The organism is Aestuariimicrobium kwangyangense DSM 21549 (assembly GCF_000421525.1).
Lineage (GTDB): Bacteria > Actinomycetota > Actinomycetes > Propionibacteriales > Propionibacteriaceae > Aestuariimicrobium > Aestuariimicrobium kwangyangense.
Genome location: NZ_ATXE01000001.1, coordinates 373524 through 399780, shown reverse-complemented (window position 1 = coordinate 399780; position 26257 = coordinate 373524). Strand labels below are relative to the sequence as shown.

Here is a 26257-nt window from a genome sequence, read left to right as displayed (position 1 = left end):
GCACCAGACCCGCAGGCGTCCGAGCCCGTCGGCAGCAGTGAGTCCGTCACGACGCCGGACGAGCACCGGGCCATGCTCCGAGCCATCGAACTGGCCGCCCTGGGTCCCGAGCACGACCCGAACCCTCGGGTCGGCTGCGTCATCCTGGCACCCGACGGCACCGTCCTGGCTGAGGGTTTCCACCGGGGTGCCGGCACCCCGCACGCCGAGGCGGCCGCCCTGGCCGATCTGCGCGCCAGGGGTCACAGCGCCCGAGGCGCCACAGCCGTCGTCACGCTCGAACCGTGCCGTCACACCGGGCGCACCGGAGCCTGCTCCGTCGCTCTGCTCGCCGCCGGGATCGTCCGCGTCGTGTACGCAGTGGACGATCCGGGGGCTGCCTCCGGTGGTGGCGGCGAGGCCCTCAGAGGTGCCGGAATCGACGTCGTCCCGGGGCTCGAGGCCGACCGAGCCTCTGCGCTGATCGCCGACTGGCTGGGGACGATTCGGAGCGAGCCAGAACCTTCGGGTGTTCTGCGGGTCATCCTCAAGACCGCGGCCACTCTGGACGGCCGTATCGCCGCCACTGACGGCAGCAGCCAATGGATCACCGGCCGCCAGGCCCGTGCCCACGCCCACGCCGTCCGTGCCCACACCGACGCCCTCGTGGTCGGAACCGGCACGGTGCTGGCCGACAATCCCTCACTCACCGCCCGGCCGTGGGGGGTCGAAAGCCCTCACCAGCCGCTACGGGTCGTGGTGGGGCATCGTCCGATTCCGGTGGGAGCCGCCGTCGACCGCGGTGACGGGCGACTGGTCCGGGTCCGCAGCCACGACCCCCAGCAGGTGCTCGACGAGTTGCTATCCCGAGGCGTCAGGCACGTCGTCGTCGAGGGCGGACCCACGCTCGCGACGGCCTTCCTGCGTGCCGGCATCGTCAACGAGATCCACGCCTACCTCGCGCCCCTGTTGCTCGGGTCGGGACGGTCCGTGGTCGACGACCTGGGCACGACCACCCTGGGCGACGCCCACCGCTGGCACACCCGATCCATCGAGCGACTCGGCGACGACGTTCTCGTGGTCGCCACTGCCGACTGACTCCCACCCACCGAACCGCACCCTCGTGCGGACCCACCACCAGGAAGAAGCCATGTTCACAGGAATCATCGAAGAGATCGGCACCCTCGCCTCGGTCGAGCCACTGCCCGGGGGCGAGACGCGGCTTCGCCTGCAGGGCCCTCTCGTCGTCTCGGACGCACATCTGGGCGACTCCATCGCCGTCGCCGGCGTGTGCCTCACCGTCGTCGACCTTCCCGGGGACGGCACCTTCGCCGTCGAGGCGGTTCCCGAAACCCTCAGCCGGACCACCCTGGGCGGCTTGGCGGTGGGCGACAAGGTCAACCTCGAGCGCTCGCTGCGAGCGGACTCCCGCCTCGGCGGTCACATCGTGCAGGGTCACGTCGACGGCGTCGGCACCGTCGTGTCGCGCCATGACGGCGGACGATGGGTCGACCTCGTCTTCGCCCTTCCCCGAGAGTTGGCGCCGCTAGTGGCCGAGAAGGGCGCGATCTGCGTGTCCGGCACCTCCCTGACCGTCACCACGGTCACCGACGACACCTTCGGGGTGTCGCTGATCCCGACCACGCTGGCCGCGACCACTCTCGGGGAGGCGCGGGAGGGCACTGCCGTGAACCTCGAGGTCGACGTGCTGGCCCGGCACGTCGCCCGGCTCCTGCAGACCGGGGAGGGCGTGCGATGAGCAGCGATGGCGCGTCGGTGCCTCGTCCCTCACACGATCTGCTCGCCCATGCACTGGAAGAACTGCGGGCGGGACGGCCCGTGTTGGTGGCCGATTCGACCGACCGCGAGAACGAGGTCGACGTCGTGCTGGCCGCCGAACTGGCGACCCCGGAGTGGGTCGGCTGGACGGTCCGACACACGTCGGGATACCTGTGCGCCCCCATGCCTCCCGAGGTCGCCGACAGGCTCGACCTGCCCCTGATGGTGCCGCGCACCCAGGACAGCCTGCGGACCGCGTACACGATCAGCGTCGATGCTGCCCGGGGAGTGACCACGGGCATCTCCGCCGCCGACCGCGCCCGCACGCTGCATGCGCTCGCCGACCCTGCCAGTGGGCCGTCCGACCTGATCCGGCCGGGGCACCTGTTGCCGCTGCGCGCCCTGCCGGGTGGTGTCAGCCAACGCCCCGGGCACACCGAGGCGGCCGTCGAGCTGTGCCGGGCTGCGGGGCTCTCACCCGTGGCGATGATCGCCGAACTCGTGCACGACGCCGGTGAGGTGATGCGGCTGGCCGATGCCCAACCGCTCGCGCGTGAACACGGGCTCGTGGTGATCACCATCGAGCAACTGCTCGAGGCGCTGCCCAGCGTGGAGGTGCCCACCACTGTCGCCCAGCGCGTGACCCACACCGGGAGCGCCCAACTCCCGACCCGGCACGGCGCCTTCACCGTGCACGGCTACCGCGACCATGCCACCGGCGCCGAGCACCTTGCCGTCGTGAGCACCACCCCGCCCGACCCCGACGCGCCGGTGACCGTCAGGGTCCACTCGGAGTGCCTGACCGGCGAGGCGCTCGGTTCGGAACGCTGCGAGTGCGGACCCCAACTGGACGCCGCCCTCGAGCTGATCGCGGAACACGGCGGCGCCGTCGTGTACCTGCGCGGGCACGAGGGACGAGGGATCGGGCTGCTCGAGAAGCTGGCGGCCTACGACCTGCAGGACCGTGGGCGGGACACCGTCACCGCCAACCTCGAACTGGGGTGGGCGCCCGACCTGCGCGAGTACGGTGCTGCGGCTGCGATCCTGCACGATCTCGGGCTGACCCGCATCGACCTGCTCACCAACAATCCCGACAAGGGGGCCGCCCTGGCCGAGCACGGCATCACCGTGGAGCACTCGACCCCGTTGCTGGTGGGACGAACCGCCGCCAACACCCCGTACCTGCGCACCAAGGCCGACGCCATGGGCCACCTCATACCGTCCGACTACCTCAATGACAGGAACCCCTCATGAGCCGATCCGGAGCACCCACCATCCACAGCGACGGCGCAGGACTGCACGTCACCATCGTCGCCGCCAGCTGGCACGACACCGTCATGAACGGACTGATCGACGGAGCCCAGCGGGCCCTCGCCGCGAGCGGTGTCGAGTCGGTCACCCTCGTGCGCGTGCCGGGGTCGTTCGAACTCCCGATCGGCGCGCTCCACGCGGCCAGGGACGAGGACACGGACGCCGTCGTCGCCCTCGGGGTCGTGATCCGCGGCGGAACCCCGCACTTCGAATACGTCTGCCAGGCGGCGACCCAGGGACTCATGGACGTGGCCCTGACCACCGGCAAGCCGGTCGGGTTCGGACTGTTGACCTGCGACGACGAGCAGCAGGCCCTCGACCGGGCCGGGCTTCCCTCGTCGATGGAGGACAAGGGAGCCGAGGCCGCCGAAGCGGCGGTCGCCACCCTGGTTGCCCTGCGCGGGTGATCCGTGCCCCGGGGGGCGAGCGCGGAATCGTGCGGATCGTGTGTCCTGGTGCGCCATCGCCCTCCTGCAGAGCAACAATCGTCGCCAGAGCGCACGATCCGCACGATTGGGTTCAGGCATTCGGAGCGACGCGAGTCCCTGCTCCCCGCCGCCGAACCGCAGGCCCTTGGGATTCCGCCGAGCGGCCCCCTTGTGGGGTGCGTCCCGTCGACGTGGGAGCGACCTCCTGTGCGCCCAGCACCACGAAGCCGTTGTCACGGATGAGTTCCAGGTCTGCCTGAGCCGCCTGCCCCTCGGAGGTGAGGTAGTCACCCAGGAAGATGGAGTTGGCCACGTGCAGGGCCAGCCCCTGCAGGGATCGCAGATGGAGCTCGCGGCCGGCGGCGATGCGGATCTCCTTGTCAGGGCAGACGAAACGTGCCATCGCCAAGATCCTCAGGCAGCGTGAAGGGGTGAGCTCCCAGGTGCCCTGCAGCGGGGTGCCGTCGAACGGCATCAGGAAGTTGATCGGGATCGAGTCGGAGTCCAGCTCCCTCAGAGCGAACATCGCCTCCACCAGCTGTTCATCGCTCTCCCCCAGTCCGGCGATCAGACCGGAGCAGGGCGACAAGCCCGCCGATTTCACCTTCTCGACGGTCTCCACACGGTCGCCCCAGCCGTGGGTGGTCACGATGGTGTCATGGTGCGACTCGGCGGTGTTGAGGTTGTGGTTGTAGGCATCGACCCCGGCCTCACGCAAGCGTTCGGCCTGTCCCTCCTTGAGCAGTCCCAGACAGGCGCACACCTCGACGTCGGGGTGCTGCTGCTTGAGTTCGCCGACCATACCGGCCACCCGATCGACGTCGCGATCGGTCGGTCCGCGTCCACTCGCGACCAGGCAGACCCGCGACGCCCCGCCGCGGAGGCCAGCCGTCGCCTGTCCGATCACCTCGTCGGGCTTGAGCCAGGTGTAGCGCAGGATGTCTGCCGTGGATCCCAGCCGCTGTGAGCAATAGCTGCAGTCCTCGGCGCACAGCCCCGACTTCAGGTTGACGAGATAGTTCACCTTCACCGAGTTGCCGAAGTGGGCACGACGGAGGCGGGCTGCGGCGCTGACGACGGGCAGAAGGTCCTCGTCGCCGGAGCGCAGCACGCCCAGCGCCTCGTCGGGTTCGGCAGGCGTGCCTGCCAAGACGTGGTCGGCGAGTCGGTCGTAGGGGGCCATGACGCTCCTAAGAATTGAACGGTGTTCATTTGAACGGTGTTCAGTATGGCGCGGAGGAGATTTGGGAGCCCCTCGTGATCGTCCAATGAGCGCACGCCTCACAACTGTGAAAGTATCTGCGCATGGATGCAGATACGCAGGTGCGGTTGGACGGTGCTTCGCCCATCGAGTCGGACACGCAGTTCGTGGAACTGGCCGTCGAGATCTTCGGGATGTTGGCCGACGCCACCCGCGTCCGCATCATTCTCGCGCTGACGAGCCACGACGAACTGTCGGTCAATCATCTGGCGGATCTCGTCGACAAGTCATCGGCTGCCGTCTCCCAGCATCTGGCGAAGCTGCGGATGGCGCGCATCGTCGCGACACGACAGGTGGGGCAGCGCGTCTTCTACCGGCTCAGCAATGAGCATGCGTCGCAACTCGTCCGCGATGCCATCCACCAGGCCGAGCACTCCCTCGATGATCCCCGCCATCACGACCCGGTCAAGGAGCAGGCATGAGCACTCGCGCGGACGACACAACCGACCCCATGGACGAGCAGGTGGCACGGCAGAGCCACGACCACCAGGGTCACGAGCACCACGAGCACGGGCACCCCCACGGCCACCAAGCTCAGGGGCACCACGACCACGGCCGCCCCCATGACGACCACCAGAGCCACGGCCACCCCCAGGACCACGAGGGACGCGACCATCACGGGCATGGGGACCACGGGCACTCACACCCCACCGGCCTCAAAGGAGTGCTGCACGAGATCTTCGTCCCGCACTCGCACGACCCAGCGGACTCCATCGACGACGCCCTGACGGCCACAGGCGCCGGGGTGCGCGCGCTCAAGATCAGTCTCGTGATCATGCTCGCAACAGCCTTCGCCCAGGCGGTGATCGTCGCCATGTCGGGCTCGGTCGCGCTGCTGGCCGACACCATCCACAACTTCTCCGATGCCCTCACGGCCGTCCCGCTGTGGATCGCATTCGTGCTCTCGCGCCGCGCGGCAACGAAGCGCTTCACCTACGGCTACAACCGGGCCGAGGACTTGGCGGGGCTCTTCATCGTCGCGATGATCGCCTTCTCGGCCGTGGTTGCGGCGTGGGAAGCGGTGGGCCGCATCATCAACCCGGCTCCCATGGCAAACGTCGGCTGGGTGATCGCAGCAGGGATCGTGGGCTTCCTGGGCAATGAGGCCGTGGCGCTCTACCGCATTCGGGTCGGACGAAGGATCGGCTCGGCCGCCCTCGTCGCGGACGGGGTGCACGCCCGCACCGACGGCTTCACCTCACTGGCCGTCGTGATCGGCGGGGTGGGCGTGCTCCTGGGATTCCCCCTGGCCGACCCCATTGTCGGACTGCTCATCTCGGCCATGATCGTGGTGCTGCTGGTCGGGACCATCCGTTCGGTCGGTACCCGCCTGATGGACGGGATCGACCCCGACCTGGTCGACCGCGTCCACCATGCTCTCGAGCACGTGGCGGCGATCACCTCGATCAGGGTCGTCCAACTGCGCTGGGTGGGTCACCGACTCCGCGGCGAGGCCGTGGTCGGGGTGGACGCCGTGACCCTCGCCGAGGCCAACCAGATCGAGGACGAGGCCTGTGCAGCCGTGAAGGCGCATCTGCCGAACGTCGATGCCATGACGATCCGCACAATCGCTTCGACGCACTGACTCTGCTGGCTCACTGGGGCTGCTGGCTGGCGGCGAGGACGGGCAACACCACCAGGCTCGGATCACCACCGAACCGGCGGAACAGGGTGGGCGCAGCCGGCGGCTCGGGAGCGGCGCGCATGGCGTCCAGGGCCCCGCGGTCCCTCCACAGTGAATGGATCGCCCAGTGGCCCTCGCCATCGCCGAGGAGCCGACTCTCGAGCAACCCGTCGGGCAGCCCCTCGGCAAGCATGGCCTCGAAGGCCGCGATCAGGTCGACGGCTCGGTCCTGGTCCACCTCAGCCGTCACCATTGTCAGGATGTTCATGCCGCCATCATCATCCTCGGAGACCTCGGCCGTACCCCATGGCGCCACGATCACCCGAGGCTGCCCGGCCGGGCGCGGGCCCCGGCGTCACTTGTTGAGCGTGAAGCCACCGGTCCAGCCGATGGTCTCGCCCGCGGCCAGGGTCAGCTGCAGGAAGCCCAGGGCCTCGAGTTCGTGGGCCCGCTTGAGCGAACCGGCGTCGACGGCGGCCACGCCTCCGGCAGTGACGGCATCGATCAGGGCCTGCTTGGCAGTGGCGTCATCACCGGCGACCAGCACGGTGACGGGGGCGTCGCCAGCCTTGCCGGCCGCGAGTGCGCCGGCGAACACGGTGTTGAAGGCCTTGAGCACCTTGGCGTTCGGCAGCTTGGCCTGCAACTCGTCGGCGGCGGACGAGCCGGCTGCCACGGTGAGGGAGTCGAAGGTCGAGAAGTCGAGAGGGTTGGTCACGTCCACGACGGCCTTGCCATCGAGCTGCGACCCGTAGAGGTCAGCGAGCTCCGAGAGTGCGGCGTAGGGAACCGTCAGCACCACGATGTCGCCCGTGATGGCGTCACCCACGGAGCCGGAGGTGCCTCCGACCTGACTGGCGAGGGCGGCGGCCTTGTCGAGATCGCGACCCAGCACCTGCACGCTGGCGCCGCCCTTGGCGACGACTGCGGCGACGGCGGAACCGACGTTGCCCGAACCGATGATGGTGATGGTGCTCATGGTGTCTCCTGGATGATGAAGTAGTTGCCTGTTCAACAACAGTAGACCGGATTCGTTGCTCAGGCAAGTTGTTTGGCACACTGGACTCATGCAGCCCACCGTCGCCCGAATGAACCCCACCCAGGCCCGCGCCTGGCTCGCCCTCGTCACCACGGCCCAGGTGCTGCCTGCCGCGCTCGACCAGCAGTTGTCGACCGACGCCGGAGTCATCAACTTCGAGTACGCCATCCTCGGCGCGTTGATGGCTGCTCCCGAGAACCTGCTCCGGATGGGTGACCTGGCCGCGGTGACAAGTTCGCCGGCGCCGCGGCTGTCGAAGGCCGTCAACCGGCTCGAGAGCCGCGGACTCGTCCAGCGTGTCGCCTGCCCGACCGACCGACGCTCGATCAACGTGGTCCTCACCCGTGAGGGACGAGGAACCTGGCTCAAGGCCACCAAGCCCCACGTGGCGCTCGCCCGCGAAACGATCATGGGGGGTCTGAGCGCGGACGAACTCGCTCAGCTGGCGGCCCTGCTCGAACGCGTGAACGCCAACCTGCAGCCGTGCAAGGACGAGGTGGTCGCCTGACACCGGGCCGTGCCAGCAAGCCCCTGCAGTTCCGCGCGCCACTGGGCCCCCTCCGCCCGTCAGGGCCGAGACGCCACCAGAATGGGGGGACCACTTCCTCGGCCCCAGCACGGAGACCACGCACCCATGAGCAGCCCGGCCCACCCCCACCGTCCGACCTCGCACCCTGCCTCCGCTCCGTTCGCCCCCGGGTACGACCGCTCCTTGGTCAGCCCGGGGATCGTCCACTTCGGAGTGGGCAACTTCCACCGGGCCCACGAGGCGATGTACCTCGACCGGCTGATGAGCGAGGGATTGGCCCTCGACTGGGGAATCTGCGGGGTGGGGGTGATGCCGTCAGATGCGCGCATGCGCGATGTGCTGAGCGCTCAGGAGGGCCTCTACACGCTTGTCCTCAAACATCCCGACGGAACGCTGGAACCCCGGGTCATCGGGTCGATCCACGACTACCTCTTCGCACCGGACGACCCCGCTGCCGTCCTCGACGTACTCACCGCACCGACCACCCGCATCGTCTCGCTGACCGTGACCGAGGGCGGCTACAACATCGACGACGAGACCGGCACCTTCCGCACCGAAGCCGAGGGGGCCGTCCACGACTCGAGGCAACCGCAGTCCCCCACCACGACCTTCGGGTTCATCGTCGAGGCACTCCGGCGCAGGCGCGAGAGCGGGATCCCACCCTTCACCGTCATGTCCTGCGACAACCTGCCCGGCAACGGTCACATCGCCCGCACGGCCGTCGTCGGCCAGGCCGGCATGTCCGACCCCGAGCTCGCAGCGTGGATCGAGGCCGAGGTGGCCTTCCCCAACTGCATGGTCGACCGCATCACGCCCGTCACCACCCCGGCCGACGTCACCCTGGTCGCCGACACCTGGGGCATCGAGGACCGGTGGCCGGTGACCTGCGAGCCCTTCACCCAGTGGGTGCTGGAGGACGATTTCACCCTGGGTCGTCCGCCCTTGGAACGGGTGGGGGTGCAGTTGGTCGACGACGTCGTGCCCTACGAGTTGATGAAGCTGCGCCTGCTCAACGCCTCACACCAGTCGCTGGCCCACTGGGGACGACTGCTCCACGTCGATCGCGCTGACGCAGCCGCCTCGGACCCCGACATCGCGGCCGTCACTCGGGCCTACGTGCAGCGCGAGGCCTTGCCAACGCTGCGTCCGGTGCCCGGCATCGACCTGCCCCAGTACATCGACACCCTGTTCCAGCGCTTCAGCAATTCCGCCATCGCCGACACCACCGCGCGGCTCGCCCAGGATGCCTCGGACCGCATGCCCAATCTCGTCCTGGCGACGGTGCGCGACAACCTCGCCGGGGGACGGCCGGTCACACTGGGTGCTGCCATGGTCGCCGCGTGGGCGCTGGGTGACGAGGGCGTCGCCGAGGACGGATCGACGATCGCGGTGGACGACAAGCGTGGCGCGGAACTCACAGCCGCTGCCCAACTCCAGCGAGCCGGGGACGAGCTGGCCTTCATCCGCGACGGGGTGGTCTTCGGCTCCCTCGCGGACGACCCGGTCTTCGCCGAAGCATTCGTCGGCGCCCTGCACGCCATTCGCGGTCGTGGTGCGCGGGCGGTCATGCGCGAGCTGGTCGCCGGGGAGTGACCGTCACCTCCCCGGCGGCCGGAGCGTGATCCGCCTGGGATCGGCAGCTGGACCGGTCAGGCCAGTCGCGCCGTCACCGTGATCTCGGGGACACCTGCCAGGGCCACCGAAACGGGGCAGTTCTTCTTCGCCTCCTCGGCGAGCTTCACGAAGTCCTCCTCCGAGAGACCCTCGACCTGACCCGTGACGTCGAGGGCGATGCTGGTGATGCCCTGACCGGCGACGAAGACGACGTCGGCCTTGGTGTCGAGCTGGGTGGGCGGGGTTCCGTTCTTGGCGAGGCCGTTCGAGAAGGCCATCGAGAAACAGGTGGAGTGAGCCGCGGCGATCAGCTCCTCGGGGGTGGTGGTGGAGCCGGCCTCCTCGGCGCGCGACTTCCAGCCGGTCGGGAACGAGCCCGAGCCCGAGGTGTCGAGGGAGACGGAGCCGGATCCGGAGAACAGGTCACCGTTCCAGGTGGCGGACGCGCTGCTGGTGATGGGTGTGGGCATGGAGGTCCCTTCGTTCGCGCGGTAGGCCGGATGCTGGCCCCGCTGGAATCCCCACGATAGACATCGTCGGCACGCTGCCCAAGGCAAACGAGGCAACTGCCCGCCCCTTGAACCGCCCGCCGCAGGCGTCACGTGGGGCAATCGTGCGGATCGCGTGCGCTGGCGCCGAAAGTGCTGCTGGGAGGGCAACAATCGCCACCAGAGCACACGATCGGCACGATTGGGTCCCGCGCCCCGCGCTCAGCTCGCGCGGAAGGACCCCCTCACCACCACGTCGAGCAGCGGTTTGGCGTCCGAGTCGTCGCCGCGCGCGATCCGATGCAGGATCACACCCTCAGCGCAGGCCATCAGCGCCCCCGCAGAGACGATCGGCTCGATCGCCCCGAGCCCCATCATGACTGGCTCCAGGAAGGCCGTCATCGTCTGACGGCCGCGCCAGATGGACTCGCGCAGGGCCTGATGATGGTTGGCCTCCATGAACAGCGCCAGTCGGGCAGCGGTCATCGTCCGATTCCCATCTGTCGCGTGGTCAATGAGGGCCACCAGCAGGTCGACCAACTCCTCCACCGAGCCTGGAGCGACAGCGTCCTCGAACCCGCGCAGTTCCCGCTCGGGAATCGCCTCGGAGACGCCCATGACCAACGCCTCGCGGGTGCGGAAATGGTTGGAGGTCGAACCAGCCGCCAGCCCCGCCTGCAGGTCGACCCGGCGATGAGTGAGGGCCCTGAGCCCCTGGGTGCCGAGCACCTCGATGGCGGCGTCCAGCACTCGTTCTCGCTGTGAAGTCACTTGGACACCATAGAGGTCGTGACACCTGTGTACTACAGATGTAGTGTCTGGCTCGAGCGGATGCAGCAAAGGGAGGACACACATGCCCACAGCACTGGTCACCGGCGCGGGTCGCGGTATCGGTGAGGCGGTCGCACTACGTCTGGCGGCCTCCGGCTGGACGGTCTTCGCAGGGGTGCGCGCCGCAGCGGAAGGCGAACGGCTCGCCGCGAGGAACACGCTCATCACCCCCGTCGAACTCGACGTCACGGAGAGCCGCCAGGTCGAAGCACTCCTCGACCGGCTGCCGCACCGACTCGACGCCGTCGTCAACAACGCGGGCATCGGGGTGCTCGGACCCGTTGAGGCCATCTCCATCGAAGACTTCCGCCGCCAGTTCGAGGTCAACGTGTTCGGCCAGGTCGCCGTCACCCAGGCGGTGCTCCCCAAGATCCGCGAGGCAGCCGGTCGGATCGTCTTCATCTCGTCCACCGGCGGACGAACTGCGGTGACCATGGAGGGCGCCTACTGCTCCTCGAAGTTCGCCATCGAAGGCCTCGCCGACGTGCTCCGCGTGGAGTTGCGGCCGTGGGAGATCGACGTGGTCGTCGTGGAACCGGGCCCCACCGACACCTCCGCCTGGCGGACGATCGACGGGGCACTCGACGACATGGAGGCGAAGCTGTCCCCGCACCACCGGGAGCTCTACGCCGCGCACCTGGCCGGCATGCGAAAGCTGGTCGGGATGCTGCGACCCCGCACCGTCTCCCCCGACGTGGTCGCCCGCACCGTCGAACGCGCCCTGACCGCACCCCGTCCGCGCGCCAGGTACGCCGCGGGAGTCCAGGCGGCGGCGATGGTGGCGATGGGTCAGGTGCTGCCGACCCGTGCGGGGGACGCGTTGGCCGCCCGTCTCGGGGGCTGGAAGTAGAGGACGCCAGCGGGGCCCACGTCGCTGGCGAGAGGATGACACCATGCGCCTCAGCCGAGCCAGCCTCCCCATTTCCGCTCGGATCGGTGCCGCCGCGCCCGAGGCGACGGGCATCGTCCACCTCGGACTGGGACAGTTCCACCGCGCCCACCAAGCCGTGGACACCGCCCTGGCTATCGCCGCCGAGCCGGGTGACTGGGGCATCGTCGGTGTCGCCCACCGCTCCCCGGCCATCGCTCGGGCCATGGCCGAGCAGGACCACCTCTACGCGGTGCTCCAACTCGACCCGGCCGAAGATCGGGCCGATGTGGTCGACGTGCACCGCGAGACCCTCGTCGCCGCCACCCAACCGGAGGCCGTGATCAACCGGATCGCCGATCCCCGACACCGCGTGGTCACGCTCACGCTGACCGAGAAGGGTTACCTGCGCATGCCGGGGGCGTCGGGTGCTGCAGGTCCCGACCGGGGCGCCATCAGCGCCGACCTCGCCTGCGCTCAACCCCGCACCATGATCGGACTGCTCGCCCGAGGGCTCGAACGCCGCGCCCACGACCAGTCCCCGATCGCGGTGGTCTCCTGCGACAACGTCTCGTCCAACGGCGCCACCACCCGAGCCGCGGTGCTCGACTACCTCGACCTGGCGGGCGTGAAGTCGTCCGTGATCGAGCACATTGCTCAGCACGTGAGCTTCCCGAACACGATGGTCGATCGCATCGTGCCGGCCACGAGCGACCTCACCCGTGCGCGGGTGGAGCACCTGTTGGGGGTCGACGACCGCGTGCCCGTGCCCGCAGAACGCTTCTCGATGTGGGTGCTCGAGGACTCCTTCCCGGCTGGTCGTCCGGCCTGGGAGTCGGCCGGCGTCGTCTTCTCCGACCAGGTCGACCGCTTCGAGGAATTGAAGCTCCTGCTGCTCAATGCCATGCATTCGCTCATCAGCTACGCGGGCGCGCTCGCCGGCTGCGCGACCATCCCGGAGGCCTGGGGGCACGAGTTCGTGCGCGAAGCGGTCATCACCGCGATCAATCGTGAGTGCCTGCCCGTGATCACGGCACCCTCGGGCTTCGATGTGGAGACCCACGTGGGCCGGCTGTACGAGCGCTGGTCGAACACGGCCCTGGGTGACAGCATCGCGAGGGTGGGGTCTGACGGGTCGTCCAAACTCCCCCAACGCCTTCCCCGACCAGCGCTAGGAGCCCTGGATCGAGGGGAGGTTCCCCACGTGATGGCCCTCACCACGGCCGCCTGGATCTGCTGCGTCTGCCCACCCGACCGATTCCGTCCGGGCGCGATTGCCGACCAGATGGACGAACCGCGCCGCGCCGAACTGCTCTCGCTCACCCATGGGCGACTCGGCTCAGACCGCACCCGATCCGTGGTGGCGGCGGTGATGCCCGGTCTGGTCGACCAGGAGCCATTCATCGACCGGGTCACCGAACTCGTCGGCGTCATCACCGCCGACGGGATCGAACAGGCGGCCACGGAGGCCACCGGCGGCTGGAGCCAGGCATGACCACCATGGCGGCAGTCCGCATCTGGGGAGCCGGTGACCTGCGTGTCGAGAGGCTCCCCATCCCTGAACCGGACGAGCACCAGGTACGCCTGCGCATCAGCCACGTGGGCATCTGCGGGTCGGACCTGCACTACTGGTACGACGGCGCCAACGGCGACTTCGTGGTGCGGGAGCCGCTGGTGCCGGGGCACGAACTGTCCGGCCGCGTCGACCTCGACCCGTCGGGCACGCTCCGGCCGGGAACCCCGGTGACCGTGCACCCGGCCCGTTTCGGTGTGTCCCAGCCTGGCCTCGGATCGAGTCCGCACCTGTGGCCCGGGGGCAGTTACCTGGGCAGCGCCGCCACCTGGCCCCACACCCAGGGGGCGATGGCCGAGTTCGTGGTGGTCGACCGCACCATGGTGCGGGTGCTGCCCGACTCCCTTCCGCTGGACAGAGCAGCCCTCGCCGAACCCTTGGCCGTCGCGCTGCATGCCCTGTCGCAGGCGGGACCGGTCGCGCGTGCGCGCACCCTGGTGGTGGGTGCCGGCCCCATCGGGTTGCTGCAGGTCGCGGCCCTGCGCGCCGGCGGTGCCGCCACGGTGGCGGCATCCGATGTCGCCCGTGGACCCTTGGCGCGCGCCCAGGAGGTCGGGGCCGACAGCGCCTACTGGGTGGGGGCCGCAGGAGGGGAGGAACTCCCCGAGGGGTTCGAGGTGGTGTTCGAGTGCTCCGGAACGGCGTCCGGGGTCAACAGCGCCTGGCGTGCGGTGCGACGAGGGGGAACGGTGGTGCAGGTGGGCATGGTCCCAGCCGGGCCGCAGTCACTCGAACTCTCCCGGCTGATCAGCAAGGAGGTCACGGTGCGCACGAACTTCCGCTTCATCGACGAGATCGATGACGCCATCGTCCTGCTCGACGGTCGTCCCGAGATCGCCGCCGTCGTCACCCACTGCTTCGGGCTGGGCCAGGTGGCTCAGGCCTTCGAGGTGGCACGGGATTCCGAGGCCTCCGGCAAGGTGTTGGTGCGGCTGGGCTGAGGTCGTGCCCCACCCCGCTCCCGCCCGGCACGTAGCATCGGGGCACCAGACAGGAGCTTGCTCATGGACCCGAACCGACGCAGCGTCATCCTCGCCGCTCTGTTGGTGTCCGGTCTGGGTGCCTGCACCAAGGACACCGCCCGAACCTCGCCCAGCACCCCAGCCCCCACACCCTCGGGAAGCACCTCCACCGCTGGCAGTGCCACCACCGCCACGCCGGGCGGGACCGCGCGTCCACCGGCCACCTCCTCGCAGTCGCCCACCATCACCGAGGTCGCCACGGGCCTGAGTGCCCCGTGGTCGATCACCTTCCACGGCACCACCGCCCTGGTCAGCGAGCGCGACAGCGGTCGCGTGCTCGCGATCTCCGCAGTTCCCCTCGCCGTTGACGCCACCCCAGGCACGCCCGTCGCCCCACGGCAGATCGGGACCGTCACCGGAGTCGTCCACGCCGGTGAGGGAGGACTGCTCGGCCTCGCCGTGCGCCAGGACGCCCTCTACGCCTACTTCACCGCCGCCGACGACAACCGCATCGTCCGGTACTCCCTGACCGGCACGGGCCCGTCGCTCTCCCTGTCAAATCCCACCGTGATCCTGGCGGGCATCCGGAAGGCGTTCACCCACAACGGCGGCCGGATCGCGTTCGGCCCGGACGGCATGCTCTACGCCACGGTGGGTGACGCCGGTGCTCGTGCCAGCGCCCAGGACCGGGGCGCACTGAACGGCAAGATCCTGCGGATGACACCCGACGGCGAGGTCCCGGACGACAACCCGTTCCCCGGGTCGCTGGTCTACTCCTTCGGCCATCGCAACCCCCAAGGCCTGGCCTGGGCGCCCGACGGCACCCTGTTCGCCAGCGAGTTCGGACAGAACACCTGGGACGAACTGAACATCATCCGGCCGGGTGCCAACTATGGATGGCCGACCGTCGAGGGAATCGCGCACCGGTCCGGACTGGTCGATCCCGTGCAGCAATGGACCCCCGACCAGGCCAGTCCCAGTGGCATCGCGATCACCGGCGACTCAGGCAGCGACGACACCGACAGGGGCGCTGCCATCTGGATCGCCAACCTCAAGGGGAATCGGCTGCGACGGGTCCCGGTCCGGGATCCGGGTCGGTCGTCCGAGATGCTTGTGGGCGAGTTCGGGCGTCTGCGCGATGTGGTGGTTGCTCCCGACGGGCACCTGTGGGTGCTCACCAACAACACCGACGGTCGCGGCAGCCCGCGCCCGGGCGACGACCGCATCCTCAGGATCGATCCCGCCCATCCGCCGAGCGGCTGAGGCCGCCCGACTCAGACCGAAGCAGGGGTCGTGGCTTCCGACGCCGTGACGGAACCGGCAGGTGAAGCGGAGCCCCAACCCGAGGCCGCGGCGGCGCATGGGCATCCCTTTCGTGGTCGGACCCCCGAGCCTAGGCGGGGCCACCACGCCGCTTCCTGCCGGGGATGTCATCCTGATGGACGACCCAACGCCGGCCCCACTAGGGGATCGGCAGCATCCTGGGGCGGATGACGAGCCACTGGGCCACGTCAGGTCCGACCGCCCCGACGATCTGGTCGTAGAGATCCTGGGTGAGCACGTCGACCGACACCTCGAGGGCAGCCCCCTGCCCCTCGGGACGGATGCCGACGGCGTTGATCCCGCTCGACGGTGTCATCAGTGCAGTCACCGCGGCCTGGGCCTGGGCGAGCCGGCGATGGGTCAGCCCACGACCCAACCCGACGCAGAGCGGGCCGAGGTAGACCTTCTCGATCGCCTCCCTGGCCCCTTCGACGTCCTCGGTCACCACCACGTTGATGATCGATCCGTCGACGTAGAGCATCTGGTAGTCGGGACGACTCTCGGCCGCGCGCTGGGCGGCGGTGGCGGAACCGCGTTCGACGGTGGTGCGGGCCGGTGCGCAGAAGGCGTTGAAGTTGAATCCGCCGCCCATGTCACGCCCGGGTGGCCACGGTGCACTGTCATCGTCGGGGTAGACCTGTTGGACCGTGAACGTCTTGTCCTGGAGGGTGCCGACGAGCACCGCCTGCGCCCAGCGGATCCCGCGGTCGGTCGTGACATCGACCCCGCGTGACTCCACGTGCGCCCAGGTCAGGCCACGGGTCGTCCAGCCCGTACAGGTCGGGGGGTACTTCGCGGCGATGTTGCCCACGCAGAACTGCAGCCCGCGCCCGTTGGAGGGGTCCTCGAACACCTGCCCGCCCGAGATCAGCCGGTCCCCGGGGCCCGCCACCAGCGGGCCGGCGTCGAAGGGGTCCCCGTTCCCTGCTCGACGGGAGGGTGTCGGCGAGGAGGACGTCCGGGATGGAGAAGGGTCGCCCAGGGCCCGTCGCCCGTGCCCGACCCAGGCAGGAACCACCAGCACCGACACCAACACGACTGTCGCCGCCAAGGTCAGCCACCCCGCCCAGCGCAGTGCCCGCGGACGGGCGATCGGCTCGTCGGGGGGCTGCCCGGTGTCGCGACTCATGGGCACAAGTGTGCGCGCCCCGACGAAGTCGCGGAACCGACGGCGTCCCATCGTGTCCGCCAGCGTTGCTCGGCATCGCCGTCGCCTAGGTCAAGGGGGTAGCGACAAGGCCTCTCACAGCCTCGCCCGCAGGATTAGCGTGGAGGAAGACCCACGAAAGGAACCCAGATGCACCAGCGTTTCCTCGGACGATCCGACCTGCAGGTGTCAGACATCGGCTTCGGTTGCATGAGCCTGACCTCCCTCGACCAGGCCAAGGCAGTCATCCCCGCCGCCCTCGACGCAGGCGTCACCTTCTTCGACACGGCCGAGGTCTACGGCGCGTGGGAGAACGAGAAGATGGTCGGCGAGGTGCTCGCACCCGTGCGCGACCGGGTGAAGATCGCCACCAAGTACGGCTTCAACGTCAACAACGGACTCGACGGGCTGAACTCCCGACCCGATCACATCAAGGGGGTCGTGGACGGTTCGCTGCAGCGGCTGCGGGTCGACCACATCGACCTGCTCTACCAGCACCGCCTCGACCCGGCCGTGCCCATCGAGGAATCGGCGGGTGCCGTCAAGGAGTTGATCGACGCCGGCAAGGTGGGGCATTTCGGCTTGTCAGAGGTGGGTTTCGAGATCATCCGCCGCGCCCACGCCGTGCAGCCCGTCACTGCCCTGCAGTCGGAGTACTCGCTGTGGTGGCGCGAGCCCGAGAACGAGATCCTGCCGGCGCTGGAGGAACTCGGCATCGGTTTCGTGCCCTTCAGTCCGCTCGGCAAGGGCTTCCTGACCGGCAAGCTCACCAGCCCCGACCAGGTGGACGACCGACGCAAGGGAATGTTCCCCCGGTTCCAGGACGAGACCATGAAGCAGCACCAAGGATTGGTCAACGTGGTCACCGAGGTCGCCGACAAGCACCACTGCACCCCCGGCCAGGTGGCGCTGGCCTGGATCATCACGACCCGCTCGTACGCGGCTCCGATCCCTGGAACCAGCAAGCCCGAGCGCGCCGCCGAGAACTCCAACGCGGCCTCGGTGGAGCTCGACGCCGATGACCTGGCCCGGCTCGACGAGACCTCGAGGCAGTTCCAGGTCGACTCGGTGCGCTACGCCCCGCAGATGCAGCAGATGATCAACCGCTGACCCGACTGCTGGCCCCGTTGGGGACGACCGATCAGTGCTCCGACAGGCGAGGCAGCCAGATGCGCATCGCCCCGGGGCCACGGTTGCCCCAGGTCGCGAACGGCACCAACCTGACATCGACCTGGTGCTCGTCCGATCGTTCCTCCTCAGCGAGCGCATCGCGCAACAACGGACGAGCATCGGTCCACGCCGTGGCGGAGACGGCGAGCGGGGGCGCGATCGCGTCCTCGCCGGCAGGCTGGTCGGCCTGTTCGTTGACTGCGACGGTGGGGTCGATCCTCAGGTCGTCCACCTGGGCCGATTCACCCAGGTCGACCTGCTCCACGCAGTAGACGACGGGACCGCGCTCCAGGGCGACGCAGCCGCGGGTGGCGTCGACCCTGGGGTGCGAGGCCGTCCACCGGGGCCGCAGGTCGAACTCGATCTCGGCCCCGTCCGCGTCGCTGCCCGACAACTCGACCCGTCCCGCGGCGAGCTCGTCGGCCGTGATCGCACGGTCGCGACCGGCGATCCGCACCCGGCCCGAGGTCACCCACCCCGGCACCCGCAACCCGACAGCAGCCTCGGGTGCATCCCCCTCGATCGAGAGACGGACGAGGCCCGAGCGCGGATAGTCGGTCTCGACGCGCAGCGTGCCAGCGGACAGGTCGATCTCGCAGGACGCGTACTGCAGCAGTTCGAAGCCGCCGTCTGGCCTCGTCGCGGCGACGTAGCCCGACAGTTGTGCGATCACCCGGGCGATGTTGGGCGGGCAGCAGGGGCACTCGTACCACTCCACCCGCTCGGCGGGGGCACTGCCCTCACTGAACCGGTCGGGGCGCCGCTGCACCGGGTTCGAGTAGAAGAAGCGGGTACCGGTGTCGTCGAGCGAGGCTGGGAGCGCGTTGTGCAGTTCGCGCTCGATCACGTCGGCGTGCCGGGGGTCGTCCTCGATCAGCGACATCCGCCAGGTCCACTGCAGGTCGGCGATGGTGGCGCAGGTCTCGGCGTAGGCGCGGTCGCTGGGCAGCTCGTAGTCATTGCCGAAGGCCTCGTCCCGGTGACGTGAGCCGAAGGCGCCGGTGATGTACATCTTCCGCTCGTGGGTGCGTTCCCACTGCTGACGCATGGCCTCGGCGAGAGCCTCGTCGGCACCCTCGATCACCAGGTCGGTGACCCCGGCGTTGAGGTAGAGCTGGCGGACGGCGTGCCCGGTGGGGTCGAAGGACTCGCGAACGGGGGCGTGGTCCTGGAAGTAGCGCTGCCTCATGTTGCCGCCGTCGAGGATGCCCTTGCCGCGCTGGTCGACCAGGTGTTGCGCCAACCGCAGGTGCCGCTCCTCGCCGGTGTGACGGTGGAGCTCGACCAGCGCGGTCTCGATCTCCTCGTGACCGGGGATGCCGTCGCGCTCGCCGCCGGGGCCGAAGGTGCGGTCGATCAGGGTGACGAACTTCTCGGCGAGATCCAGCAGGTCACGGCGTCCGGTGGCCCGGTCGAAGGTGATCGCGGCCTGCAGCCAGTGACCCAGCATGTACATCTCGTGGTTCCAGGCCAGTACCTGGAGCTTCAGTTCGGGGTGCACGCCCTGGATCCACGTGTTGAGGTAGCCGTCGGGCTGCTGCACGGCGGCCATCAGGCCGATCACCTCGTCCAGCCAGGCGTCGAAGGCGGTGGTGCCGGTGCGACCCATCTCCCAGGCGATCGCCTCGATGGTCTTGTAGACGTCGGAGTCGGAGAACAGCAGACCGCGGAAGTCGGCCTCGCTGGTGCCGGCGAGGCGGCGGAAGTTGTCGACCGCCCCGGTGCGCTCGAGCTGCTCGACCAGATGGGGGATGGTGGCCTCACCGTTCACCCGCTGCCGTCGTCCGAGCAGACCCGACGGGTCGAGCCGCACGTTGCGGATGTCGAGGGGACGAAGGCGGGTGCGGTCGCTGCGCGTGGCCGCCGGGGCAAGGATGGACACCGATGTCACGGGACTCTCCAGGGGAGGACGTCGAGGGCCCGTCGGGCGGGCGGGCGCAACCCACGCTACCCCGCTGCCGCCGCCCTGTTTGGATCGTTCAAATTCCCGATCCCCGCCAAGATCACCACCGTGGCTCGACCAACCTCCCGTTTTCGAGGGTTGGTCGAGCCACGGTGGTGATCCTGGCCCCCGTCACCGCTCGGGGAGAGCGAGCATGGTCCCCGGGACGGCGAAAGGGGCCGCCACCCGGAACGGGTGACGGCCCCCACGGGCTCGGGTTCAGGCCTCGATCAGGCGTGACGCACCTGGCGACGGGTGAACAGCCCCGCCAGCCAGCTGAAGTCGAACGAGAAGTCGGGTTGCGCGGGCAGGAACGCACCGCTGGTCAGGCCGAGACGGGTCTCGTCGTAGCCGTTGAGGTTGAGGTCTTCGGTGACGAGACGATCGTTCATCGAAGGGACGCGGGCCTCGGCGTTGGCGAGGGCGATGGCGCTGTACTGAGGGGTCATGCTGCATTTCCTTTCGGGTGGCCCGCTGCCGGTTGGCAGGTTCGCCCGAGGGGGCGTGGGCCGGATGGGGTCAGTGGGCGACGCGGGCGCGCTGGCCGAGCAGCTGCGCGAAACCCTTGCGGGCGGCGTCGAGGGTGATCGAGGTGGCGGTCGAGCGACCACGGCTTCCCCGACGGCGGCCGACCTGGCTGGTCAGCGCGGTGAGGTTGAGGTCGTCACGCGCCTCGGCCTCGTGGGACGAGGACTGCTGGTTCTCCCAGCGGGCGATGGTGTGGGCGGCGTGGAGGTCATACATGGCAGGTTCCCTTTCGATCGGACGATCAGCCGCTCTCTCGTCCGTTCTCAGCGTGCGCTGCTCGGACGAGCAGCCTTGCTGTGAACCTGCATCCATTATGCACCAAGTTGGCAAGATTCGGCAACATCGGTTGTCGGGCCGATGAGCAAACGTTTGCCATGTTCAGCCCGGAGACGAACTGGGTAGTCAACGAGGTGGAGTGGCGAGTGTGCCTTCGCCACGGGCGCTCCGCTCACCGGTCGACCGACGGGCCTGCGTCAGTCCTTGAGCCGGACCTCCAGCACCGTGTCCTTCGGGTCGGGGAGGGGGAACGTGTGCTCCTCGGGGTCCCGCAGCGAGACGAAGGACACGTCGGGGTAGTTCGAGGTCGTCCAGGACTTCGACAGTCCCCGCTCCTCCCCCGTCGCGGGCACCCTGACGCCAGCCACCGCCGCCGGCGCGATCCCGGTCAGGGCGACCGGGCCGATCGGCTGCTCGAGCACGTGCGCGAAGACTCGTCCGTCGGCGTGGTTGCGGGTGTACCAACCCCAGTCGGGCTTCGGCAGGTCAGCCGACCCGCAGCCGCGCACCGACTCGGCGTTGACGTCCATCCACTCCCCCACCTCACGCAGGATCCGCTGCGACTCTGCGGGGATCGTCCCTTCGGCATCGGGGCCGACGTTCAGCAACAGGTTGCCGTTCTTCGCGACGCACTCGACCAACTGCCGAACCACCGTGGTCGACGACTTCCAGTCGTGGTCGTCGGCGTGGAAGCCCCAGTTGTTGTTGAGGGTCAGGCAGCTCTCCCAGGGCACGAGCGTGCCGTCGTCGCAGGTCATCCCGGTCGGCGGCACGATCTGCTCGGGCGAGACGAAGTCGCCCGCGTAGCTCGAGGGGTGATCGGTGACAATCGTCCCCTTGCCCTCGCCGGAGACCTCGAGCCGGTTGTCGAGGATGATGTCGGGCTGCAACTCACGCACCATCGCGACCAGTTCCTCGGCCCCCCACTGCTCGCCGGTCATGCCCGGGTACGAGAAGTCGAACCACATCACGTCGAGGCGGCCGTAGTTCGCGCACAGCTCCCGGATCTGCGCGTGCATGAACTGGCGGTAGCTCTCCAGGTCGGGCTGGTGGTCGCGGAAGTCCTCGTTGTCGCGCTCGGGGTGCTGCCGATCGCCGAAGTGCGGGAAGTCCGAGCGGTACCAGTCGATCACGGAGAAGTAGAGCCCCACCTTCAGGCCTCGGCTGCGGAAGGCGTCCAGGTACTCGCGGACGAAGTCGCGTCGGGGCCCGCGCTTGGCCGTGGTGTAGTCGCTGACCGCGGAGTCGAACAGGGCATAGCCGTCGTGGTGCTTGGCCGTCATCACCGCGTAATGCATGCCGGCGGCCTTGGCGAGGTCGGCCCAGGCTCCGAAGTCGACGCCGTCGGGGGTGAAGGCGTCGATGGAGGCCTCGTAGTCCTCCTTCGAGATGCGCTCGATCGATCGCACCCACTCACCTCGTGCGGGAACCGCGTACGCCCCCCAGTGGATGAACATGCCGAAGCGGGCATCACGCCACCACTGCGACCGGGCGAAGCGCTCGTGGTAGCGGGCATCGAAGGCGGCCACGGACGAGGTGGGGGCGTGCGTCGGGGAGGCGGGGGCGCTCGAACTCATGGCTCAACGCTAACCACAGCGGACCGCTTGGGGGGCGGGGCGGTCGCGACCCGCGCAATCACCGTGGCCAACCCAGCACCGAGTGACCGTGGCACCGGGCGCCGTCAGGACGAACCGGTGGCCGCCCTCCAGACCGACCTCGACAACCGGAACCTGCGGAAGGACGTGCCGTCGTAGGAGACCACCCCGTCGGGGACGAAACCGAACCTGGCGACCGCCTGATCGGGATTCCTGGAGGCCGGCAACGAGATGGTGACCGAGTCGAGGCCCAGTTCGTCGAAGCCCTGGTCGAGTGCCGCGGCAGTGATCACGCTCCCCCACCCCCAGAACGCGGGGAGCAGCACCAGGGCGAAGTCTGCGTCCTCGTCCTCTCGCTGGAATCCACCCCAGCCGGCGAACCGGTCGCCCACCCAGATCGCCCACGGTCCGTACGGCTCGCTCGACCACTGCGCGTCCTTGCCGCGCACCCAGGCGGCGACCTCACCTTCACTGAGCCGATGAGCGAGCGGCATGTGCCTGGCATTGCGCGGTTCGTTCAGCAGCGCGGACACCTCCTCAAGGGGAACTTCGGTCAACCGGCCGAACCGAATCGGCTTCTCGTTCCCGCTCATGCCCCTCTTCCCTTCTCCACACGCATCCAGACCCCAGTCTGGCTCACCGGTGCACGGCTCACACCCAGGGATGAACACGGTTCCCCTGGGGGCCGGTTGGGGGCCGCGACGGTGGCCCCGGGCACGACCGGTTTGGTGGGATCGAACCATGACCGCCACCCTCGACCCCCTCACCATCGCGCCGGTGTCGTCCGAGGACCCCGCTCCCGCCACCGGCCCGGTGCTGCGGGGCACGACGGTGCTGGCCACGGCGGTCGCCGCCGCGATCACCGCCGCGTCGGTGGCCGCCATGATCGTCCGATCGCACGAGTTGACCCGAGCCTCGTCACAGTTCCTGGCCGAGGAACCCAACCCCGACCCCACCGGCGGTGCCGTACTGGTGGTGCTGGCGCTGGTGCTCTGCCTGGTGCCGTTCATGGTCGGACGAGCCGTCGCCCGCCGCTCGGCCGCACCCCTGGTCGCCGCCGGTGCCACCGCTGTGGCGGTCGCCGCAGGCTTCATCGCCCAACAACTCCTCGGCTGAGGCCGTCGGAGCGAGGACGCCGTCCCCGGTACCCCAGTTCACCCGAGCGCCGCACCCGCCACCGGAGGCACTGGGCCGTGACCGAATCCCGACCCCGGCCGGTCAGCCGCAGCCGTGAGTTCCTACACTCGACCGGTGACAACCCCCACCGCCCCACCCCCTCCCGACGCGCGCGCGTCCCTCCTGCCCGGCCCCGGCGGAGGACCGGGGGGTCGTCCGAGCGACGCGGGGGATCGACGCAGTTGGCACCGCCGAGCGGGTCGTCCCGTCAGCATCTGGATGTCACTGCTGCTGGTTGCCCTGGTGGTCGACCAGTTCTTCGACCTGCGCTGGCTGCTGGTGCACATGGTCACCCTGGGCCTGGTCACCAACTCGATCGTGGTGTGGGGCCAGCACTTCGCCGAGGCCCTGCTGCGGCGGCGTGTGCCCGACAGCCAACGGGGACGACAACTGGCGCGGCTGGGGGTGCTGAACGCAGGCATCGCCATCGCCATGGTGGGCATGCTGCTCGGTGGCCTGCTCTCCTGGGCTCCGCTGGTCACCCTGGTCGGGGCGCTGGCAGTGGCCGGTGCCGTGCTCGACCACGGGATCTCCCTCGTCCGCCAGATCAAGGTCTCGCTGCCGGCTCGCTTCACCACGGTCGTGCGCTGGTACGCCACCGCGTGCGTGCTGATGGTGCTCGGCACGGCGGCCGGGGCAACGCTGGCGTTCGGGTTCGCGGAGCCCTGGGCAGGGCGGATCCTGCTCGCCCACCTGGCGTTCAACGTGCTCGGTTTCGTCGCGACCACGGCGGTCGCGACCCTGATCACCCTGTGGCCCACCGTCCTGCGCACCCCCATGGCCGAGGGCACCGAACGGGCCGCCCGGATCGCCCTGCCGATGCTGTGCACCGGCGTGCTGCTGACCGCAGGCGGGTCGTTCGTTCACCCCGCGGTCGCGGTGCTCGGTCTCGCCGTGCACCTGGCGGCGCTGCTGTTGGTGGGGCTGCCCCTGGCCACGGCCGCGCTCCGCAAGCCGCCCCGCGACTACCCGGGATACGCGATGGGATCAGCCTTCCTGTGGCTGATCGCCGCAGACGTGGCGCTGGCGGTGAATGCCGCGGTCAACCCCGGCAGCACCCATGACCTGCAGCGGGTCACCCTGGTGATCGTTGTCGGCTTCGGCGCCCAACTGCTGCTCGGGGCCATGACCTACCTGATGCCCACCGTGATGGGAGGCGGGCCGGCGGTGGTGCGCGCCAGCACGTCGGCGGCGAACCGCTGGTCGGGTCTGCGCTGGGCGCTGGTGAACGCCGGATTGGTCGTCTGGTTGGTCGCGCCGGCCACCAGCGGCACCCGCCGCGCGGCAGCGGCGCTGACCGTGCTCGGGCTGGCCCTGTTCCTTCCGGTGCTGACCGGCATGGTGCGCGCGCACGTCGCCGCCCGCAAGCAGTCGGCGGCCAGCACCCAGAAGCCCACCGCCGGCCCGAAGGCAGCCGGCCCCGACAAGAGCGACCGGGACCCCGCCACCGGCACCCCCTCGTCCGACCTGGCACGGCGCGACCTGCTCGAGGCCACCGTCGGTCTGGGCGCCATCGCCGCCGCCGTGGTGATCCCGGCCCTGACCACCCGCGACACCTCGAACGTCGTGCCCACGGGACGCACCGTCACCGTCGCCGTGCGGGCCGTCGGCATGCGGTTCGTGCCCGACACCGTGACGGCACACGCGGGCGACCGGGTGGTCGTCCGACTCACCAACCACGACGACTCGACGGTGCACGACCTCGCGCTGGCCACCGGTGAGTCGACCGGACGACTGGGCCCCCACCAGAGCGGCACCCTCGAGACGGTCGTGGGCGCCGAGACGGTGGAGGGCTGGTGCACCGTCGCCGGCCACCGGGCCATGGGGATGGTCTTCCACCTGGTGGTGAACGGTTCATCGTCCGCCGCCCCTGCCGGAGGCACCACGTCGTCGTCGGAGAGGTTCGACCTGACCCTGGCCCCGGGAGCCGGGTTCGTCACCCGGGACCCGCGGTTGGCCGCCCGCCCCGCCGGGCACGTGCACCCGCTCACGCTCGAGGTGACCGAACCGGTGATCGAGGTGGCGCCGAAGGTGAGGGTACGGGCCATGACCTACTCCGAGCCCGGGCAGAAGGGTCGGATGATGGGGCCGACGATCCACGCGTCCCGTGGCGACCAGATGCGCGTGCACCTGGTGAACCGCGGCTCGATGGGCCATTCGATCGACTTCCACGCGGGCACGATCGCGCCCAACCAGGTGATGCGCACCATCGCCCCGGGCGCGTCCCTCGACTACCCCTTCACGCTGCAACGCCACGGCATCTGGCTGTACCACTGCTCGACCATGCCGATGAGCCTTCACCTGGCCTCGGGCATGTTCGGCGCGGTCATCGTCCCCCCGGACGATCTCGCCCCCGCCGACCTGGAGTACCTGTTGGTGGCCAGCGAGACCTATCTGACCGGCCCCGATGCCGAGGGCATCCGTGACGTCTCGACCGACGCCATCGCCTCCGAGCAGCCGAGCCTGGTGCTGTGGAACGGGCACGCGAACCAGTACGTGCATGCACCCCTCACCGCCCGCACCGGGCAGCGCGTCCGGTTGTGGTTGCTGGCGGCGGGCCCCAGCCGGGGCATCAGCTTCCATGTGGTCGGCGGCCAGTTCGACACCGTCTACAAGGAGGGCGCCTACCTGCTGCGTCCCTCGACGTCGGCCGGGGGTGGAGCTCAGGCACTCGACCTGTCTGCCGCCCAGGGTGGGTTCGTGGAACTGGTGTTCCCCGAACCGGGGCGCTACACCTTCGTCAGCCACGCCTTCGTCGACGCCGAGCGCGGTGCCCGCGGCTTCATCGACGTGACCTGACGACGTCGGTCGGGG

The 26257-nt window shown here is 69.6% G+C and carries 26 protein-coding genes; 15 read left to right on the top strand and 11 right to left on the bottom strand.

Annotated features, from left to right (window positions below; all coding sequences use genetic code 11):
* Positions 1-72: 72 nt before the first annotated feature.
* From ribD to ribH, 4 genes are read left to right on the top strand one after another with little or no spacing between them, the layout of a single operon-like run.
* The gene (gene ribD / locus H507_RS14050) at positions 73-1077 is read left to right on the top strand and encodes a bifunctional diaminohydroxyphosphoribosylaminopyrimidine deaminase/5-amino-6-(5-phosphoribosylamino)uracil reductase RibD (protein ID WP_051139667.1); all 1005 of its coding nucleotides are present in this window, start codon (positions 73-75) and stop codon (positions 1075-1077) included.
* A gap of 52 nt (positions 1078-1129) precedes the next feature.
* Complete coding sequence (locus tag H507_RS0101855; RefSeq protein WP_022909026.1) at positions 1130-1738, top strand: riboflavin synthase; 609 nt, start codon at positions 1130-1132, stop codon at positions 1736-1738.
* Positions 1735-3012, top strand: coding sequence for a bifunctional 3,4-dihydroxy-2-butanone-4-phosphate synthase/GTP cyclohydrolase II (locus H507_RS0101850; protein ID WP_022909025.1), 1278 nt, complete (start codon positions 1735-1737; stop codon positions 3010-3012). Before H507_RS0101855 ends, H507_RS0101850 begins: the two co-directional genes overlap by 4 nt.
* Entirely contained in the window at positions 3009-3476 is a 468-nt protein-coding gene (ribH, locus tag H507_RS0101845; RefSeq protein ID WP_022909024.1) for a 6,7-dimethyl-8-ribityllumazine synthase, read from the top strand. Before H507_RS0101850 ends, ribH begins: the two co-directional genes overlap by 4 nt.
* Before the next feature lie 112 nt (positions 3477-3588).
* Here the strand turns inward: ribH and bioB are convergent, their stop codons facing one another.
* Positions 3589-4680: a biotin synthase BioB gene (bioB, locus tag H507_RS0101840; protein WP_022909023.1), complete on the bottom strand. Its 1092-nt coding sequence runs from the start codon at positions 4678-4680 to the stop codon at positions 3589-3591.
* Positions 4681-4802: 122 nt separating this feature from the next.
* Here bioB and H507_RS0101835 point away from each other — a divergent pair, with 122 nt between their 5' ends.
* Both H507_RS0101835 and H507_RS14040 read left to right on the top strand, forming a co-directional pair.
* Positions 4803-5180 (top strand): ArsR/SmtB family transcription factor, encoded by a 378-nt coding sequence (locus tag H507_RS0101835; protein WP_211217282.1) that lies wholly within the window; start codon positions 4803-4805, stop codon positions 5178-5180.
* Positions 5177-6343 carry a cation diffusion facilitator family transporter gene (locus H507_RS14040; RefSeq protein ID WP_022909021.1) on the top strand — a complete coding sequence of 389 codons (1167 nt, stop codon included), beginning with the start codon at positions 5177-5179 and terminating at the stop codon, positions 6341-6343. The genes H507_RS0101835 and H507_RS14040 overlap by 4 nt, the downstream gene beginning before the upstream one ends.
* A 10-nt stretch (positions 6344-6353) precedes the next feature.
* On the opposite strand, the gene H507_RS14035 is transcribed toward H507_RS14040, so the two are convergent.
* Both H507_RS14035 and H507_RS0101820 read right to left on the bottom strand, forming a co-directional pair.
* Positions 6354-6650 (bottom strand): hypothetical protein, encoded by a 297-nt coding sequence (locus tag H507_RS14035; protein WP_022909020.1) that lies wholly within the window; start codon positions 6648-6650, stop codon positions 6354-6356.
* Between the two features lie 87 nt (positions 6651-6737).
* Entirely contained in the window at positions 6738-7361 is a 624-nt protein-coding gene (locus H507_RS0101820) for an NADPH-dependent F420 reductase (RefSeq protein ID WP_022909019.1), read from the bottom strand.
* 88 nt (positions 7362-7449) lie between these two features.
* Here H507_RS0101820 and H507_RS0101815 point away from each other — a divergent pair, with 88 nt between their 5' ends.
* A complete protein-coding gene (locus H507_RS0101815) occupies positions 7450-7929 on the top strand; it encodes a MarR family winged helix-turn-helix transcriptional regulator (protein ID WP_022909018.1) in 480 nt (159 codons plus the stop codon).
* A gap of 126 nt (positions 7930-8055) precedes the next feature.
* Positions 8056-9543 (top strand): mannitol dehydrogenase family protein, encoded by a 1488-nt coding sequence (locus tag H507_RS14030; protein ID WP_022909017.1) that lies wholly within the window; start codon positions 8056-8058, stop codon positions 9541-9543.
* A gap of 56 nt (positions 9544-9599) precedes the next feature.
* Here the strand turns inward: H507_RS14030 and H507_RS0101805 are convergent, their stop codons facing one another.
* Entirely contained in the window at positions 9600-10034 is a 435-nt protein-coding gene (locus H507_RS0101805; RefSeq protein ID WP_022909016.1) for an OsmC family peroxiredoxin, read from the bottom strand.
* Positions 10035-10274: 240 nt separating this feature from the next.
* Entirely contained in the window at positions 10275-10823 is a 549-nt protein-coding gene (locus H507_RS0101800; RefSeq protein ID WP_026377626.1) for a TetR/AcrR family transcriptional regulator, read from the bottom strand.
* 82 nt (positions 10824-10905) lie between these two features.
* Between H507_RS0101800 and H507_RS0101795 the strand changes: the two genes are divergently transcribed.
* From H507_RS0101795 to H507_RS0101780, 4 genes are all read left to right on the top strand, one after another.
* A complete protein-coding gene (locus tag H507_RS0101795) occupies positions 10906-11733 on the top strand; it encodes an SDR family oxidoreductase (protein ID WP_022909014.1) in 828 nt (275 codons plus the stop codon).
* Positions 11734-11776: 43 nt separating this feature from the next.
* Entirely contained in the window at positions 11777-13246 is a 1470-nt protein-coding gene (locus H507_RS0101790; protein ID WP_022909013.1) for a mannitol dehydrogenase family protein, read from the top strand.
* On the top strand, positions 13243-14265 hold the full coding sequence (locus H507_RS0101785; RefSeq protein WP_022909012.1) for an L-idonate 5-dehydrogenase: 1023 nt from the start codon (positions 13243-13245) through the stop codon (positions 14263-14265). Before H507_RS0101790 ends, H507_RS0101785 begins: the two co-directional genes overlap by 4 nt.
* Positions 14266-14328: 63 nt before the next feature.
* On the top strand, positions 14329-15549 hold the full coding sequence (locus H507_RS0101780) for a PQQ-dependent sugar dehydrogenase (protein WP_022909011.1): 1221 nt from the start codon (positions 14329-14331) through the stop codon (positions 15547-15549).
* 199 nt (positions 15550-15748) lie between these two features.
* On the opposite strand, the gene H507_RS0101775 is transcribed toward H507_RS0101780, so the two are convergent.
* Positions 15749-16738 (bottom strand): hypothetical protein, encoded by a 990-nt coding sequence (locus tag H507_RS0101775; protein WP_022909010.1) that lies wholly within the window; start codon positions 16736-16738, stop codon positions 15749-15751.
* Positions 16739-16906: 168 nt separating this feature from the next.
* Between H507_RS0101775 and H507_RS0101770 the strand changes: the two genes are divergently transcribed.
* Complete coding sequence (locus tag H507_RS0101770) at positions 16907-17866, top strand: aldo/keto reductase (RefSeq protein WP_022909009.1); 960 nt, start codon at positions 16907-16909, stop codon at positions 17864-17866.
* 31 nt (positions 17867-17897) lie between these two features.
* On the opposite strand, the gene H507_RS0101765 is transcribed toward H507_RS0101770, so the two are convergent.
* The 5 genes from H507_RS0101765 to H507_RS14025 all read right to left on the bottom strand — a co-directional run bounded on the left by H507_RS0101765 (position 17898) and on the right by H507_RS14025 (position 22860).
* Positions 17898-19808, bottom strand: a complete 1911-nt coding sequence (locus H507_RS0101765) for a glycoside hydrolase family 127 protein (RefSeq protein ID WP_040437581.1) — start codon at positions 19806-19808, stop codon at positions 17898-17900.
* 290 nt (positions 19809-20098) lie between these two features.
* Positions 20099-20317, bottom strand: coding sequence for a hypothetical protein (locus H507_RS0101760; protein ID WP_022909007.1), 219 nt, complete (start codon positions 20315-20317; stop codon positions 20099-20101).
* A gap of 70 nt (positions 20318-20387) precedes the next feature.
* On the bottom strand, positions 20388-20612 hold the full coding sequence (locus H507_RS0101755; protein WP_022909006.1) for a hypothetical protein: 225 nt from the start codon (positions 20610-20612) through the stop codon (positions 20388-20390).
* 257 nt (positions 20613-20869) lie between these two features.
* On the bottom strand, positions 20870-22249 hold the full coding sequence (locus H507_RS0101750; RefSeq protein WP_022909005.1) for an alpha-L-fucosidase: 1380 nt from the start codon (positions 22247-22249) through the stop codon (positions 20870-20872).
* Positions 22250-22353: 104 nt separating this feature from the next.
* Complete coding sequence (locus H507_RS14025; RefSeq protein WP_022909004.1) at positions 22354-22860, bottom strand: GNAT family N-acetyltransferase; 507 nt, start codon at positions 22858-22860, stop codon at positions 22354-22356.
* 148 nt (positions 22861-23008) lie between these two features.
* On the opposite strand from H507_RS14025, the gene H507_RS0101740 reads away from it, so the two are divergent.
* Positions 23009-23383 carry a hypothetical protein gene (locus tag H507_RS0101740; RefSeq protein ID WP_022909003.1) on the top strand — a complete coding sequence of 125 codons (375 nt, stop codon included), beginning with the start codon at positions 23009-23011 and terminating at the stop codon, positions 23381-23383.
* 183 nt (positions 23384-23566) lie between these two features.
* Positions 23567-26242 (top strand): multicopper oxidase domain-containing protein, encoded by a 2676-nt coding sequence (locus H507_RS0101735; RefSeq protein ID WP_026377622.1) that lies wholly within the window; start codon positions 23567-23569, stop codon positions 26240-26242.
* Positions 26243-26257 lie beyond the last annotated feature (15 nt).